General features: G+C 38.2%; 14 protein-coding genes and 2 tRNA genes. 14 read left to right on the forward strand and 2 right to left on the reverse strand.

The window, feature by feature from the left end; all coding sequences use genetic code 11:
- Window positions 1–260: 260 nt before the first annotated feature.
- The 6 genes from ispG to AABE15_RS00825 all read left to right on the forward strand — a co-directional run bounded on the left by ispG (window position 261) and on the right by AABE15_RS00825 (window position 5578).
- Window positions 261–1376, forward strand: coding sequence for a flavodoxin-dependent (E)-4-hydroxy-3-methylbut-2-enyl-diphosphate synthase (gene ispG, locus AABE15_RS00800; protein ID WP_338329379.1), 1116 nt, complete (start codon window positions 261–263; stop codon window positions 1374–1376).
- 37 nt (window positions 1377–1413) lie between these two features.
- Window positions 1414–2664: a histidine--tRNA ligase gene (gene hisS, locus AABE15_RS00805; RefSeq protein WP_338329390.1), complete on the forward strand. Its 1251-nt coding sequence runs from the start codon at window positions 1414–1416 to the stop codon at window positions 2662–2664.
- A 24-nt stretch (window positions 2665–2688) separates the two neighbouring features.
- Complete coding sequence (gene prfA, locus AABE15_RS00810; protein WP_338329391.1) at window positions 2689–3750, forward strand: peptide chain release factor 1; 1062 nt, start codon at window positions 2689–2691, stop codon at window positions 3748–3750.
- 53 nt (window positions 3751–3803) lie between these two features.
- On the forward strand, window positions 3804–4667 hold the full coding sequence (gene prmC / locus AABE15_RS00815; RefSeq protein ID WP_338329380.1) for a peptide chain release factor N(5)-glutamine methyltransferase: 864 nt from the start codon (window positions 3804–3806) through the stop codon (window positions 4665–4667).
- Between the two features lie 227 nt (window positions 4668–4894).
- A complete protein-coding gene (locus AABE15_RS00820) occupies window positions 4895–5428 on the forward strand; it encodes a DUF4167 domain-containing protein (protein WP_338329381.1) in 534 nt (177 codons plus the stop codon).
- Window positions 5429–5503: 75 nt separating this feature from the next.
- Window positions 5504–5578, forward strand: a tRNA-Met gene (locus AABE15_RS00825).
- Window positions 5579–5698: 120 nt separating this feature from the next.
- On the opposite strand, the gene AABE15_RS00830 is transcribed toward AABE15_RS00825, so the two are convergent.
- Window positions 5699–7465: a porin gene (locus AABE15_RS00830; RefSeq protein ID WP_338329382.1), complete on the reverse strand. Its 1767-nt coding sequence runs from the start codon at window positions 7463–7465 to the stop codon at window positions 5699–5701.
- A gap of 200 nt (window positions 7466–7665) precedes the next feature.
- On the opposite strand from AABE15_RS00830, the gene pstS reads away from it, so the two are divergent.
- The 7 genes from pstS (at window position 7666) to AABE15_RS00865 (ending at window position 14023) form a co-directional block, all read left to right on the forward strand.
- Window positions 7666–8715 carry a phosphate ABC transporter substrate-binding protein PstS gene (gene pstS, locus AABE15_RS00835; protein ID WP_338329383.1) on the forward strand — a complete coding sequence of 350 codons (1050 nt, stop codon included), beginning with the start codon at window positions 7666–7668 and terminating at the stop codon, window positions 8713–8715.
- Between the two features lie 12 nt (window positions 8716–8727).
- Window positions 8728–9675, forward strand: a complete 948-nt coding sequence (gene pstC, locus AABE15_RS00840; protein ID WP_338329384.1) for a phosphate ABC transporter permease subunit PstC — start codon at window positions 8728–8730, stop codon at window positions 9673–9675.
- Window positions 9676–9797: 122 nt separating this feature from the next.
- Complete coding sequence (gene pstA / locus AABE15_RS00845; protein ID WP_408870234.1) at window positions 9798–10571, forward strand: phosphate ABC transporter permease PstA; 774 nt, start codon at window positions 9798–9800, stop codon at window positions 10569–10571.
- On the forward strand, window positions 10568–11332 hold the full coding sequence (gene pstB, locus AABE15_RS00850; protein WP_338329385.1) for a phosphate ABC transporter ATP-binding protein PstB: 765 nt from the start codon (window positions 10568–10570) through the stop codon (window positions 11330–11332). Before pstA ends, pstB begins: the two co-directional genes overlap by 4 nt.
- Window positions 11333–11347: 15 nt before the next feature.
- Window positions 11348–12058 (forward strand): phosphate signaling complex protein PhoU, encoded by a 711-nt coding sequence (gene phoU / locus AABE15_RS00855; RefSeq protein WP_338329386.1) that lies wholly within the window; start codon window positions 11348–11350, stop codon window positions 12056–12058.
- 2 nt (window positions 12059–12060) lie between these two features.
- Window positions 12061–12762, forward strand: coding sequence for a response regulator (locus AABE15_RS00860; RefSeq protein ID WP_338329387.1), 702 nt, complete (start codon window positions 12061–12063; stop codon window positions 12760–12762).
- Complete coding sequence (locus AABE15_RS00865) at window positions 12752–14023, forward strand: ATP-binding protein (RefSeq protein ID WP_338329388.1); 1272 nt, start codon at window positions 12752–12754, stop codon at window positions 14021–14023. Before AABE15_RS00860 ends, AABE15_RS00865 begins: the two co-directional genes overlap by 11 nt.
- A gap of 69 nt (window positions 14024–14092) precedes the next feature.
- Here the strand turns inward: AABE15_RS00865 and AABE15_RS00870 are convergent.
- A tRNA-Thr gene (locus tag AABE15_RS00870) sits at window positions 14093–14167 on the reverse strand.
- Between the two features lie 327 nt (window positions 14168–14494).
- On the opposite strand from AABE15_RS00870, the gene AABE15_RS00875 reads away from it, so the two are divergent.
- Window positions 14495–15502: efflux transporter outer membrane subunit (locus tag AABE15_RS00875; protein ID WP_338329389.1), on the forward strand; the 1008-nt coding region annotated here is incomplete at its 3' end.

Consider the following 15502-nt stretch of genomic DNA (forward strand, 5'->3'; position numbering starts at 1 on the left):
GTATTAATGCCACAAAAGATCTCGAATAATGATAAAGAATTGGTAAAAGTAAAAAAAAATTCGACTTTGATTAAAAAAACAATTCAATCGAACGAAACATCAGCAGATGAATTAAATGCGAGGCAGCTTGACCGATAACCGGTTAACTATTAAATAAAATTATGGGTTTAAATGCAGAATTAACGAGTGGTAAGGGTTTATTTTTCTAATAACAGAAAAGGAAACTATACAACTGTTATGGATTTCGGAGAGAAATTTTAATGAGCTTACGTCCCTATCAGCATATTGAGCGTAAAAAAACGCGTCAAATTCGCGTGGGTTCTGTTCTGGTAGGTGGCGATGCCCCTATTACTATTCAGACAATGACCAATACATTAACAACTAATGCGCAGGCGACAATAGCTCAAATTAAACGTGCAGAACATGTTGGGGTCGATATTGTTCGGGTTTCCTGTCCAGATCAAGAAAGTACAGCCACACTTAAAGAAATTGTTAAAAATGTTGACGTGCCGATTGTAGCCGATATTCATTTTCATTATAAAAGAGCTATTGAGGCTGCTCAAGCAGGGGCTTCATGTTTGAGAATTAATCCTGGAAATATAGGTAATACAGAACGTGTTCGTGAAGTAATTAAAGCTGCGAAAGATTATAATTGTTCTATGCGTATAGGGGTAAATGCCGGTTCACTTGAAAAACATTTACTTGAAAAATACGGTGAACCTAATCCGCGTGCGCTTGTTGAAAGCGCTTTAGAACATGCAAAAATTTTAGAAGATAATGATTTTCGTGAGTTTAAAATAAGTGTAAAAGCCTCTGACGTTTTTTTAGCAGTTGAATCGTATCGTTTGTTATCCGAAGCCTGTGATTATCCTCTCCATATAGGAATTACTGAAGCCGGTGGGAAAAGAGCGGGAACCGTTAAATCTTCCATTGGTTTAGGATCATTATTATGGGCAGGTATTGGTGATACGGTAAGAGTTTCTTTATCCGCCGAGCCTGAAGAAGAAGTTGCCGTCGGCTGGGATATTTTGAAAAGTTTAGGCTTGCGTCATCGAGGAGTCCGAATTGTTTCCTGCCCTTCTTGTGCCCGTCAAGGGTTTCATGTTATTCCAACCGTAGCAACGCTAGAGGAACGTTTGGCGCATATAAAAACGCCTTTAACATTATCGGTCATAGGGTGTGTTGTGAATGGTCCTGGCGAAGCAACTATGACAGATGTTGGCGTAACAGGCGGCGGTTCTGGTCGACATATGGTGTACATAGCTGGTAAGCAAGATCATCCTATACCAGTTGAAGAAATGATCGATCATATTGTTAGTCTTGTCGAAAAAAAAGCATTAGAAATAGAAACTCAAAAAGCTTTTGAGACAAAATAATTCTAACTATTATAATTTTATTTCAGGATAGTACATGGTGAGTGTAATAAAACCGGTTCGTGGTACGCATGATTTGATAGGCGAAGAAGCTAAAAGGCATGATCACGTTATAGAAATATCCAAAAGAATATTTTCTTTATATGGTTTTCAAGAGTGGATGACACCAGTATTTGAATATACCAATGTGTTTTCTCGCTCACTTGGCGAAACTTCGGACATTGTTTCTAAAGAAATGTATTCTTTTCAAGATAGAGGAGGCGATTCTTTAACCCTTCGACCTGAAGGTACGGCAGGTATATGCCGAGCTTTGGTAACGAATGGTTTAACTCAATCGCTTCCGCAGAAAATATTTTATTCTGGCCCTATGTTTCGCTACGAGCGGCCGCAGAAAGGCCGCTATAGACAATTTCATCAGATTGGTGCTGAATTAATGGGAGTTTCTACACCGTTTGCTGACGCTGAAGTTATTGCGATGGGTTATCATATTTTAAAAGAGCTGGGTCTTGATGAGGGAGCAGTTCTCGAATTGAATACTCTAGGAGACAAAAACTCGCGTAGTATATGGCGAGAAGCGTTGGTTAATTATTTTAAATCTGTGCAAGCCCAATTGTCTAAAGATAGTTTAGTACGTCTGGAAAAAAATCCTTTAAGAATTCTTGATAGTAAAGATGTTAACGATCGTATGCTTTTGGCTCAAGCACCATTGTTGCACGAATATTTAACTAAAGATGCTTTAGAGTTTTGGGATAAATTGCGTAAAGCACTGGATCAATTCAAAATACCTTTCAAAGAAAATCCTTACATTGTCCGTGGATTGGACTATTACAGCCATACGGTTTTTGAATTTGTTACTGAAAAATTAGGTGCTCAAGGAACGCTATTAGCCGGGGGGCGCTATGAGGGATTAGTAGGGGATATGGGAGGCGGAGATGTGCCTTCTATTGGATGGGCAGCCGGCGTTGAACGTTTGGCTTTGCTTTTAGAAAATCCTCCAATTAAAACAAATCCTGTCGTTATAATACCTTTCTCAGAAGACCATCATAGTGTAGCCTTTCCTTTATTGCAGGCTATACGCTACAATGGAATGGGTGCAGAAATAGCTTATAAAGGGAATTTGCGTAAACAACTTGAACGAGCGCATAAATCCAAAGCGTTACTAGCTCTTTTAATTGGGGACAATGAAGTGAATCAAAATAATGTTCAAGTAAAAGATTTGATATCTGGTACACAGCGTGAAGTAAGTTTAACAGAAATAGTATCTTACCTTAAAAACAAACTAGCGAATTAATTTATGTCATCTGAAGAATTTTCTATTAATTTCAGCGATCGTTTAGACAAAATCGTTGCTCGGGCTGAGGAATTGCAACATATTTTGTCAACCGATATTTCTGGTGAGGCATTTATAGAAGCTTCACGTGAATACTCTGAGCTAATGCCTATTGTTGAATTGGTTAATCGTTTACGTGCTGCGGAAAAAAATCTTTTGGCAGCAGAAGAAATGTTAAGTGAGCCTGAAATGAAGGCCCTCGCAGAAGTAGAGATACAGGATTTGCATGAAGCGTTGCATATTTTAAGAGGTAAAATACGTCTTGCAATGTTACCCAAAGATAAAGCGGATGCTGGTAATGCTATTCTAGAAATTAGACCCGCTGCTGGAGGGGATGAAGCAGGTCTTTTTGCTGCAGAGCTTTTTGCAGCGTATCAACGGTATGCTGAGGCTTGCGGTTGGCGCTTTGAAGTGTTGGAATATGACGATACCGGTTTGGGTGGTTTAAAGGGGGGTATAGCTTCTATTACAGGTCGAAATGTGTTTGCTCGATTAAAGTATGAATCGGGTGTGCATCGTGTACAACGGGTGCCAGCAACGGAAAGTCAAGGACGTATTCATACCTCTACCGTTACGGTTGCTATTTTACCTGAAGCAGAAGATGTGGATATTATTATTGATGAAAAAGACCTCCGCATTGATGTTTACCGTGCATCTGGGGCCGGAGGGCAGCATGTAAATAAAACAGAAAGCGCAGTCAGAATTACCCATATTCCATCGGGCGTTGTTGTCGCCATGCAAGAAGAAAAGAGCCAGCACAAGAATAAAGCAAAAGCTATGAAAATTCTCCGAGCGCGGTTGTACGAACAGCAACGTAGTACCGCTCATGAACACAGAGCAGCGGACCGACGTTTACAAGTTGGCACTGGCGATCGTTCGGAGCGCATACGAACTTATAATTTTCCTCAAGGACGCGTGACGGATCATCGAATTAATTTAACCTTGCATAAAATTGATCGGGTTATGTTAGGCGAGTTTGATGAAATTATTGATCATCTAGCACAAGAAGAACAATCGCGTTTATTAGCGTCGGACGAAGAAAATTAATGGCTCAACGCATAGTGGATAGCCATTTCTTTGTTAAAATAGGTTTTGGATAAGTGATAGACCGAACACAGACACCTCTATCCGAACTTATTTTGTTTGGTGAAAAAACGTTAAGTGATGCAGGTATTGTATCACCTAAAAGAGAAGTTCGATTGCTTATTGCGTATGCATTACAAATTGATTTGTCCAAGTTTTTAATGATGGATAAATCAACACTCGTGCCAAGCAAATTAATAAAGTCATATATTAGGCGACGTGCCCAACACGAACCTTTTGCTTATATTACAGGTAAAAAAGGATTTTGGTCCTTGGAATTGAAGGTGTCGCCGTCAACGCTTATACCCAGAGCCGATAGTGAGGCGCTTATTGAAGCGTTGTTGCTTAGGCTCGTTGATCGGGACTATCCTTATCAAATATTAGATCTTGGAACGGGTACCGGGTGTTTGATGTTGGCTGCCCTTTCTGAATATAAAAAGGCGTTTGGCGTTGGGGTCGATAAGATAAAAAAAACATTAGACTTAGCAAAGAAAAATGCTGAACGGGCTAAGTTAAGGGATCGTTTAGCCTTTGTTCAAAGCGATTGGGCAAGCTCAATTTCCGGGAAATTTGATGTCGTTATTTCTAATCCACCTTATATTCCAACATCGAATATAGAAACCTTAATGCCAGATGTTAAGAATTTTGAACCGCTTGTGGCATTAGATGGGGGGAGGGACGGTTTAGATTATTATCGAATTATTTGTAATCAGGCCGTTGATTTATTAACTAAGAGCGGTATATTGATATTAGAGTTAGGTATAAATCAGGATCAAGATGTAGTTGAAATTGCCCGTTTTAAGGGATTAGCTGTTGTTCAAAAACAACAGGATTTAAATGGTTGTGTAAGAGCCCTTGTTTTGGTGCGTTCAACTATATAAAAAACATAATGTCTTTTAGTAGGTTGAAGTTGTAAAATAACAAAATCAACGGTGATAGATATTATCTAACCCAACAATACGTCTAGTAATATTGGTTCAAGCAATAATAGTAGACAAAAGTAAATAACAATTAAAAGTTTCATCATTTTATTGCATATACAACGTTAATTTATTGCTCAAAAATCTGATAAATTAATGTTGCACTTAGGAAAGTATAACAGCAACTTATGAATACAAAACGTATGCGTAGCCGTTATCATCGGTCGAATAATGGAGGAGGGGCACGTCATCAAAACGGTCAGGTCTCCTTTAATCGAAATCATGTGTTTGATAGTAACGGACCTGACGGACGTATCCGTGGCAACGCCCAACAGCTTTGCGAAAAATATAATCAACATGGACGTGATGCGTTAAGTTCGGGCGATAGAGTAGCTGCTGAAAGCTTTTTTCAGTATGTCGAGCATTACTCACGTTTGTTAAACACTATAAATCAAGCCGTACAGCAAAGACATAGGCCTATACAACCCAGTGGTGGACAAGATAATGTTGTTGAAGAGGTTAAAATTGATCTTCTAGACAATATAGAAGAAGAAAAACAAATCGAAGATATCATTGCAGACCCAAGTGAAGAAAGTCAGCCTATTATTATTGATATTCAACCAGAAAAAATACCAATGCCTAAATCTAGACCTGGAAGAAGAGGTCGACCACCGAGAATTATAGTAGAAAAAAAATTGCCACAAGAAGACGAACAAAATTAGTTTTTTACAAGACGAGAAAACTCTTGACTTCATGTTTGAAGTCAGAGTAATAAAACTCGTCTTTCATTAGTTTAAGGCGGCGTAGCTCAGTGGTAGAGCAGGGGAATCATAATCCCTTGGTCGGTGGTTCAAATCCGCCCGTCGCTACCAATATGAATAGTTTATATTCAAATTATATTTGATTGACCAAAATTATTTGCATAAAATATTTTGGTAGGAATTGACATTCCAAATTAGGTAATACAACGTTTTCCTCGTTTAATTTTATGATTAAAAAGCCGCTTGGAAACGGGCAGCGATTGCATCGATATTGCGTCCATGTTTAACAATTGAATTAGTTGCTACTGAAGACGCTATGATGTGATCGTAATCCAACATGACACGTATATGAGGTGAAGGATACCAGTTCACTCCAGTACTCCAAACCGTTTGCTGACCACCATTTGCACCGTCAGTGGCGCATTTATGGCTGTTTAAATTAACGACACTCCAACGCGCACTTGCTTCCAACGCTCCCCAATGATTTGTTGTTGGGTCAAAATCATAGGTAACACCAGGGGCACGAAAAGCAGCTGCACGTATATCGTAACTCCTTGGACTGCCAAATAGGGTATAATTTAGTGCCGCATAATATCCTTCGAAATATAGATTTCTCATACCTTGCGAACGTTGGAACCCAAATTTCATGTATTCCGCTTTAAAATAGGCGCGCTGATACCGTAAAGCAAATTCTGGTCCAGCATGCCATACACTGTTTATGTTATTAAGGGCACCTGTCGCTATAAGCGTTTCTTGAGTTAACCTTAATTCTGGAATAGCAGAGAAATTAAATTGTCTCCCTTTATCGGTTTGAGCAACATTGAAAGCACTAGACGTTGAGAAACCTAAATGAACATCGGTATTTTTTGTTACGTAAGGTCTTCCAGCAACACGTAGTAGGCCTCCTGTTTGATCATTAATAATGCTTGCGTTTGTTGTATGCGCACCATAAGAGTGCCCCGTAAAATAAGAGCCTACATACCATCTTTTTCCATAGGTTACTCCACCGATACTAAATCGGGCATCGCCCGCAGCTATGCCACGCGCAAGTTCTGTGGACGCGGGTCGTTCCATCATAAGTCCTTCGTTCGAACTTTCTGCACCTTCCAAGGTAACGCGGGGTTCAAAATAGCCAAGGGTTAATATGGTATTGGTAAATCCACCGTACTGGAAATTAGCTTCGTAAAGACCAACAGAACCATCGACGGCGCTTCCGAAATCTGGGGTTACGTTTACCGAATAATTTTTATATCGAAAGGTAAAGGGAATTCGTGCCCGACGTAAATTGGCTCTAAATGCAGAAAATCGTCCTTTAGTCTCGTCAGCTTTTACGCCAGAATCAATAAATCCTCCCATATCTTCGTGCAAAGCCGATCCAATAGAAAAGCTATAGACCCCATCGTCGGTTGCAAGAGTAGGCCTACCTCCTGGAAAACCTATACGAAGTCCTCCAACATACACCGACTCATCGTGTAGCGTCGCAGAAGACAAAATAGGCATGTTAGGAGACCAAAATGAAGCGCCACGATCTGGAGGAGGAAGACCATTGCTATGCAGCAACTCTAAAACTGTGTGCTGATTCTGCTGCTCCTCGTCATTAGGATTTGAAACATTAATATATTTTGTATTGGGTATTGAATGGATATTATGGCTTCCTATGGTTGAAAGGGTCTTTTGCTCAGAGGGTGTTGCTTCATCGGAAGCAATAACTGTAACGGGACGTAATGATTGTTTGGAAGTTGGTAAGGAAAACTTAGAATGTTTGTTTGTTGTTACAGAAATGGATGTGCCTTTTGGCTTATGAAGCTGAGTTTTTAAGTTTGAAAGCTCTTTTTTTAAAGACACAATTTGTTGATTCATCGCAACCATTTGCTGATTTAGAGCTTTTAATGTTTCTTCTTGAAAATTATTGGCATAGGCTGGAACTAGAAGATATAAAGTAGACTCCAAAAAAGTTGATAAGAAAAATACAAATTTAAGCTTAGTATAATTCGCCATGAATAAACCCTGCAGAACGAAATGTCTGAGAGTAGTTGTAGGGCTTTTATAATAATTTATGGTTTCAACGGTATAATAATTATATTAAAATTTTATGACATGTAGTGAGGAAACGTCTCTTATTTTCATAAAAGCTTCATACATTATTGTGTGAAAAGTTGATATTTTATGTGGAAATGCACATAGAATCGGTTAGTAGAATGGTTGTTGGTCATATAGGTAAGCAAGTTCTTTTCGTTATTGCTCTATCATCCGTAATTGCAATTGGCGTTTCTGAAATATCTTGTGCTCAAAAGGTCAAATCTATTACAGGAGTAGGTTCAACATTTGCTGGTCCGCTTTACCAGAATTGGGCAGAAGGTGCAGAAAAAGAAATTGGTGTACAGGTTAATTACCAACCTTTGGGATCGGGTGCAGGTCGCAACCAAATAATATCTAAAACTGTTTCCTTTGGTGCTTTGGATGTACCGACTTCAGTGGAAAAATTAACCAAAAATAACCTTGTACAATTTCCTACGGCGATTGGTGGTATTGCTGTTGTGGTCAATATTCCTAATATTAAACATCACATGTTGCGTTTAACGGGGCCAATTATTGCTGATATTTATTCAGGGAAAATAAAAAAATGGAATGACCCTAAAATTACTGAAATAAATAAAGATGTTGTTTTAGAAGATCTGGATATTGCACCAATATATCGTGCGGATGGTTCAGGTACTACACAAGTATTTACTTCTTATTTGGTTAAAGAATCCCACAATTGGGCAGAAACTTATGGATCGAATACCTCAATTGCATGGCCTTTAGGTATAGGGGGAAGAGGTAATGGATCTGTGGCTTCAATGGTAAAAAATATTAAAGGTAGTATTGGCTATGTTGAGTTTGCGTATGCCCTTCAAAATCATCTTTGTATGGTGCAATTGAAAGATAGTGCAGGTGAATACATAACCTTAACTGAAGATAGTTTGAGGGCTGCGGCCAAGACCGCTGATTGGGTGCATTCCAAAAATTTTAACGTTGATCTTATTAACATTGTAGGGGAAAATGCATGGCCTATTGTTTCTACAACCTATGTTTTAGTACCCGCTTACAATCAAAATTCCAAAGGTGTCGTTAAATTTTTTCGTTGGGCTTTTGATAAAGGAGACGGTATCGCTTACACACTTCATTATGTGCCGTTACCGATTTTTGTGAAAGAAAAAATAGAGAAAACATGGGAATATGCTGGTATTACACCGAATAATTCTTAAATAGTCAAATTAATGGTTTTTAAAAAATTAAAGTGTTTTGTTAAAAGAAATGTTGCCTCTATTGTTTTTTCAGGATGGGTATGGGGATGTGGTGTTTTCGTTCTTCTTATTTTTCTAGAGTTAATTTTTGAGCTTTTCTTTCAAGGCAGAAGAGCTTTTTTTACGTTTGGAACAGATTTTTTTATACGTTCCGTTTGGAATCCAGTTAATCAGGAATACAGTGCTCGGGCGGCTTTAATTGGAACATTGGTAACTTCAATAATTGGGGTTGCTGTCGCTTTGCCTTTGTCATTTGGTTGTGCTTACAGTTTAACAGAACTTTTGCCATCAAAAATTTCCCAGTGTCTTACCGTTGCAATACGGTTGCTTGCGGCTGTTCCTTCAATCATTTTTGGTATGTGGGGTTTTTTTATTTTAGTTCCTCTGATGTCGGATTATGTTCAACCCTTTTTAAAAACTACATTGGGTACCATGCCCTATATAGGAGCGTTATTTTCTGGAGGGACCTTTGGTGTAGGCATGTTAACTGCGGGGCTAATTTTGGCAATTATGATTACTCCGTATACTACAGCCGTTATGCAAGATGCTTTTGCTAATGTACCAGCTTTGCTTAAAGAAAGTGCTTATAGTTTAGGCGCTACGCAATGGGAGGTGATGAGGCGAGTGGTTTTGCCTCGATTACAAAAGATCATTATAGGTGGCATTGTTCTAGGGTGGGGAAGGGCACTAGGAGAAACAATGGCAGTTACTTTTGTTATTGGTAATGCCCATCACATTGGGTGGTCGCTTTTTATGCCCAGCAATACAATAGCTTCTCTTATTGCCTTAGAATTTCCAGAAAGTGCGAGTGAGGGTTTGCGTATGTCGTCTTTAATGGCTTTAGGAGCTATATTGATGTTAATTTCTTTTATCGTTTTGTTTTGTGCTCAATGGTTATTAAAACGAGCTGTAAAAAATTAAATAGAGATAAAAAATGCATGGTTGTTAATACAAATTTGTATATGCAACAAAATCGCCGTGTACTTTGGCGTTTTTTTAAAAACTCTTTTGTTAGAATTTTTTCTTACATAACTACCTTCATTATGGTGTGGGTTTTATGTTCAATACTTGTGACCTTGATGATTAATGGGTTTCCAGGGATAACTTTTTTTATGTTTACGCATGTGACTGCTTCACAAAGTAAAGTTGGAGGATTATTAAATCCAATCTTAGGAAGCATTATTCAGGTTGGATTGGCGGCTTGTATTTCTATACCTGTAGGTATTTCTGCTGGCATTTTCTTAGCTGAATTTAATTATAAAAAAATAAACGCTATAGTACGGTTTTTTTCTGATATTTTGATTTCCGTGCCTTCCATTTTGGTTGGATTACTTGTTTATTTAATTTTGGTTGTATCGATAGGGTATTCCGCAATTGCAGGAGCTTGCTCTTTAGCTATTCTAGCCATCCCTATTATCGCACGTACATCCGAGGAAGCGCTGGCTATAGTACCTTTTTCCATACGTGAGGCGGGCTTCGCATTGGGAGCACCAAAATGGAAAGTTATTCTTTGGATATGTTTACCTGCAGCTCGAGGTGGTGTGATGACAGGTATATTGCTGGCAATTTCTCGTATTGCCGGAGAAACTGCTCCTCTATTGTTTACTTCTTTAGGGAATTCTAACTGGAGTTGGAATATATTTAAACCTATGTCCAGTTTGCCTTTAATTATCTATCAATATGCGGATTCTGCTGACGATGCGTTGATAAAACTCGCTTGGACGGCAGCTTTGTTGGTCACTATATTTGTTTTGTGTCTTAATTTGATTGCTCGTGTTTACATGAAAAGATGTCAAAGAAAAGGCCGTCACATATGATAAAAAACGATATAGCGCTTTCAATTAAAAATTTAGATTTTTACTATGGAGACCATCACGCGTTAAAAGCAATTACTTTTGATATTTTTTCTAAAAAAATCACCGCATTGATTGGGGCCTCAGGGTGTGGAAAGTCGACACTGCTGAGGACATTTAATAAAATGTATGAGCTCTACTCCAATCAGTTTATTACAGGTGAGATTTTATTTGACAATACTAATATTCTTGAAAAGAATATTAATTTAAGTATTCTTCGATCTCGAATAGGAATGGTGTTTCAAAAACCAACCCCTTTCAATATGTCGATTTTCGAAAATATTGCTTTTGGCATCAAACTCTATCAAAAATTGCCTTTGGCTCTATTAAGGGAAAAGGTTGAAAGCATATTAAAACAAGTGACGTTATGGGATGAAGTAAAGGATAGGCTATATAAATCTGCTTTGCAATTATCAGGTGGACAACAGCAGCGACTTTGTATTGCCCGTGCTTTAGCGGTAGAACCAGAAATTATTTTAATGGATGAACCTACGTCTGCCCTAGATCCAGTTTCGACAGCTAAAGTTGAAGAACTATTTGATGTTCTTAAAGAGAAATATACCATTGTTTTCGTCACGCATAATTTGCAACAAGCGGCACGGTGTGCAGATCACGTGGCTTTTTTTTATGAGGGAGAACTGGTGGAGGTAAACGATGCTGCGACGTTATTTACAAAACCTACGCATTCTAAAACTCATGATTACATCACGGGTCGCTTCGGATAAAAAAGTACACTTATTATGGTTGATAAATTACCTGAACATACAGTAAGTCGTTATGAGCAAGAATTAGAGCAACTCCGTAGTATGATCTTACGTATGTTTGGGATGGTTGAAAATCAATTTGCGGAAATGATGGCAATTTTACGCGATCTTAGATTCGAGGCAGCGTATAAAATATCGTTACACGATATCGAGATTGATGCCTATGAACGTAGGATTAACGCATTTTCAATACGAATATTGGCCCTTCGTTCTCCTATGGCGATTGATTTACGAGAGATTGTTTCAGCGTTTAAAATCGGCGTTGATTTAGAACGTATAGGGGATCTCATCGCTGGTATTTGTCGTCACATGCATCAAATTAAAATAGACAATGATCAAATTTCACTGGCAGGATTGTCAACTATGGGGAGGCAGGTGCAGGAAAATCTGCGTCAATTAGTTATTGCATTGACCACTCAAGATAAAAAACTGTTGCTCCATCTTTGGAATGCGGACAGTTTAATTGATGAGCTTAATTTATCTGCTTTTAACGAACTTATAGACGCGATGAAAAAAAATACGGATGTTATTTTAGTATGTTCGCATTTATTATTAATTGTGAAAAATTTCGAAAGAATAGGAGACCATCTTACCAATATTATCGAAAGTTATTATTATATTTTTACAGGGGATACTTTGCCGTACCAACGTGGTCGTTCAATTGATAAAACAAAAGGTGCAGTTTAGACGTGAAAAATAGCGAAGTCCCTGTCCTTATTGTCGAAGACGATGCCTCTATTGCATTGTTGTTGCAGTATAATCTTGAAAAAAAGGGGTATAAGGTTGATGTGGTATATTCTTTTGCAGATGCACTGTCTCGGATAAACAGTAAAGTTTATTCAGCACTTATTTTAGATTGGAATTTACCCGACGGAACAGGTATTGAGCTATGCAAACGAATTAGAAACCATTCTAAAATTAATGCGGTGGGTATTCTCATGCTTACGGCTCGTGGTGAAGAGTTCGATGAGGTTGCTGCATTTGGCGCGGGTGTAGATGATTATATTACTAAGCCGTTCAGTATTGATACGTTGCTTTCAAGGTTAAAAGCAGTGTTGCGACGTTCGTTTTTTGTAAAGCAATCATTTCAAGAGTTATTGCAGTTTGAAAATATAAAATTGAATACGCAAGAGCATCGAGCCTATAGAGGCCAACGTTTATTGATGCTTGGCCCCACTGAATATAAACTCCTGGAGCTTTTTTTGCAAAATCCTAAAAAGGTTTTTACGCGAGAGGAGTTGCTTAATAATATATGGGGAAAAAACTTAAACGTAGAAATTCGGACAATTGATGTACATATTGTGAGATTAAGAAGGGAGCTTAATGCAGAAGGAGAACGTGACGTTATTCGTACAGTACGCTCAGCAGGCTATGCTTTAGATGTCTTATGAATTTAGTTTTTGGCGCTGGTCTATTTTAGTTTTCGCCTCTTTTGTTCTTTTAGTTTTTTGGTATTTTTCACAAAAAAAAACTAAAATTTTATCAAAAGACCATGAAAAAAACGTTATAGATCAAGAGAATTATTATTCATCAATTTACAATGAGCTTAAACATAGTATTGATTTAATTTCATCGCCTGTTTTATTGGTATCCTTACCATTAAATAATCTCTCTTTATTAACTAGACAACGTATTAAAAATTTTTTCCCTTTAGTTTTTAATACCCTCGCCTATGATATTAATTCTTATGCTAAAAAATATTATGGCGACATTATTCTAGATATATTAAGGCATCCTTCTTTTTTTAAAACGCTGGAATCTTGTGGTCAAACGAATGATGTCGAACTTGATCTTGCGTTTGAGTTGCCAAAAACATACAATTTTAAATTAAATTTTAAACCCATTAAGGCTCCTCATGCGTTAACGGATCTCGTCGTTATTACGATTATAGATCAAAGTCAATTCGTTGCATTGAATAAAATGAGAAGTGATTTTATTAGCAATGCAAGTCATGAATTGCGTACTCCGTTAACGTCACTCAATGGATTTATTCAAACGCTTTTAACGGTAGATATAAAGGATTCAGAAACTCAAAAGAAATTTTTAAACATCATGCAGGCACAGGTTTACCGTATGATACGTTTAACAAATGATTTGCTTGATCTTACACGTGTCGAGCGTCTTGATTACAAATTGATTACGCAGCAGGTCGACTTAAAAGTTTTATTTCCAAAAGTTATGGATGAACTTAAATTAAGAATAACTGAGGCAAATATTGTACTAAAATATGATGAGGATACTTGTCGAAAAGGGGCAATTATTTGCGCCGATGAAGATCAGTTATTTCAAATATTTCATAACGTGTTGGAAAACGCTGTACGTTTTGCACCCCTTGGTCAACATAAGCCCGCCACTATTACATGTCGTCTGTTTTATTCACAAGATGATGTGGTTTGGCCGGGTGAGGGTTGGGTCGTATCCATCGCGGATTCGGGGCCAGGGATTGAAAAACAACATATTCCACGATTAACAGAACGTTTTTATCGTGCTGATCACAAATATGGTGGAACTGGTCTTGGCCTAGCCATTGTCAAACATCTTATTACGCGTCATAAGGGAAATTTACATATTGAAAGTGAATTAGGGCAGGGAAGTTGCTTCGCTATGTGGTTTCCTTCCGTAGTAACATCAAACGAAACTTTGATTATTTAAACTGAGCGGTATTAAAAAACGAATTTAAATAAGTTGTATAAACTTATAGCCATGCCCAAAATGTAATGGTGGTGCTGCTGGTGAGGATTGAACTCACGACCTCTCCCTTACCAAGGGAGTGCTCTACCACTGAGCTACAGCAGCCTAGGTGCTTTAGTAGCTTTTCATGTAAAATCATGCAACAAAAAAATGCACGGAATAACACTTTTTAATTAAAAATTTATATTGTCCATTATGGGTTTTTGTACACTATGGATTTAAACGTTCATTGTATCAATTTTTTTGAAACTATGGAGCTTATTATTATATGTTAAAAAAAGAATTATATTTAACGTTACATGGGCGTTTTTTAAAGCGTAATAGAATGTGTATTTAAAAATAGAGTATAAAAATTTATTGTAGCGTTATTTTCTTGAGTAGATTTGTGGTATAGCTCACAGCTCATAAACAAGAATTGGTTTAGTCATCCAGATGAAAATAAGATTTTTCAATGTCGTACTATGTTCCTTAGTTTTAAGTGTCGCCAACTGTTCCGTTGGTCCAGATTATCACCATCAAAATGGTTGGGCGCCTGCAACTTGGCCTAAAACGGATCAACAATCGGAATATGCGCTTCATCATGTAGTCGCGGGAAGATTGGATCCGCAATGGTGGCGATGCTTCAATGATCCTCTTCTAACGCAACTTGAGGAAAGGGCGGTCAGTGCTAATTTGGACGTGCAAATGGCTACGCAACGCTTAGTTGCGGGTCGTGCACAATTGCTGATTGCTGGTGCTGCTCGTTTTCCTACATTAGGTGGCAGTGCAGCGTTTCAAAAAACCCAATACAGTCAAAAATTTTTCCAAAGAGGATTAGAGGAAATTAAGAATAGAGAACCTATTCTTGGTAATGTTGTTAACCCTTCAGATATAGACATTCCTTCTTTTAATGAATGGGATGCGGCCCTAGATACCAGTTGGGAGTTGGACTTATGGGGGAGGGTACGCAGACAGTATGAATCTGCCCATGCGTTGTTACAAGCTTCAGAAGAGGACAGGCGTGGTATACTTATCGCCCAATTGGCTGAAATTGCTCGTAATTATATTACGTTAAGGGGCTTACAGGCTCAGTTATCCATTGTAAAACAAAATGAAACGGTGGCTTTACAAATTTTGCAATTGGCTAAGGAACGTTTTCGCGGAGGACTGGTTACAGAATTAGACGTTCATGATGCTGAATCGCAGTTGGAACAAACGAAGGCCGAAGCTCCTCGTTTAGAGCAACAGGTCGTTGAATACATTAACGCTTTAGGATTACTTCTTGGTGAACCTCCCCGTGCTTTGAACAGCGAACTAGCGATAGAAACTCCGATTCCTCCTACCCCTCCGGTAGTACCCATTGGGTTTCCTTCTGAGTTGGCGCAACGCCGACCTGATATAAGAGAAGCAGAGGCTAAATTGCATTCAGCGACTGCAGATATTGGAATTGCGATGGCTGAT

The organism is Commensalibacter sp. Nvir, assembly GCF_963921845.1.
Lineage (GTDB): Bacteria > Pseudomonadota > Alphaproteobacteria > Acetobacterales > Acetobacteraceae > Commensalibacter.

What these genes read in the sequence shown, in the direction of transcription:
- ispG (WP_338329379.1), top strand. Translation starts at nt 261, where the DNA reads ATGAGCTTACGTCCCTATCAGCATATTGAGCGTAAAAAAACGCGTCAA.
- AABE15_RS00820 (WP_338329381.1), top strand. Translation starts at nt 4,895, where the DNA reads ATGAATACAAAACGTATGCGTAGCCGTTATCATCGGTCGAATAATGGA.
- AABE15_RS00830 (WP_338329382.1), bottom strand. Translation starts at nt 7,465, where the DNA reads ATGGCGAATTATACTAAGCTTAAATTTGTATTTTTCTTATCAACTTTT.
- pstS (WP_338329383.1), top strand. Translation starts at nt 7,666, where the DNA reads ATGGTTGTTGGTCATATAGGTAAGCAAGTTCTTTTCGTTATTGCTCTA.
- pstC (WP_338329384.1), top strand. Translation starts at nt 8,728, where the DNA reads ATGGTTTTTAAAAAATTAAAGTGTTTTGTTAAAAGAAATGTTGCCTCT.
- pstA (WP_408870234.1), top strand. Translation starts at nt 9,798, where the DNA reads ATGGTGTGGGTTTTATGTTCAATACTTGTGACCTTGATGATTAATGGG.
- pstB (WP_338329385.1), top strand. Translation starts at nt 10,568, where the DNA reads ATGATAAAAAACGATATAGCGCTTTCAATTAAAAATTTAGATTTTTAC.
- phoU (WP_338329386.1), top strand. Translation starts at nt 11,348, where the DNA reads ATGGTTGATAAATTACCTGAACATACAGTAAGTCGTTATGAGCAAGAA.
- AABE15_RS00865 (WP_338329388.1), top strand. Translation starts at nt 12,752, where the DNA reads ATGTCTTATGAATTTAGTTTTTGGCGCTGGTCTATTTTAGTTTTCGCC.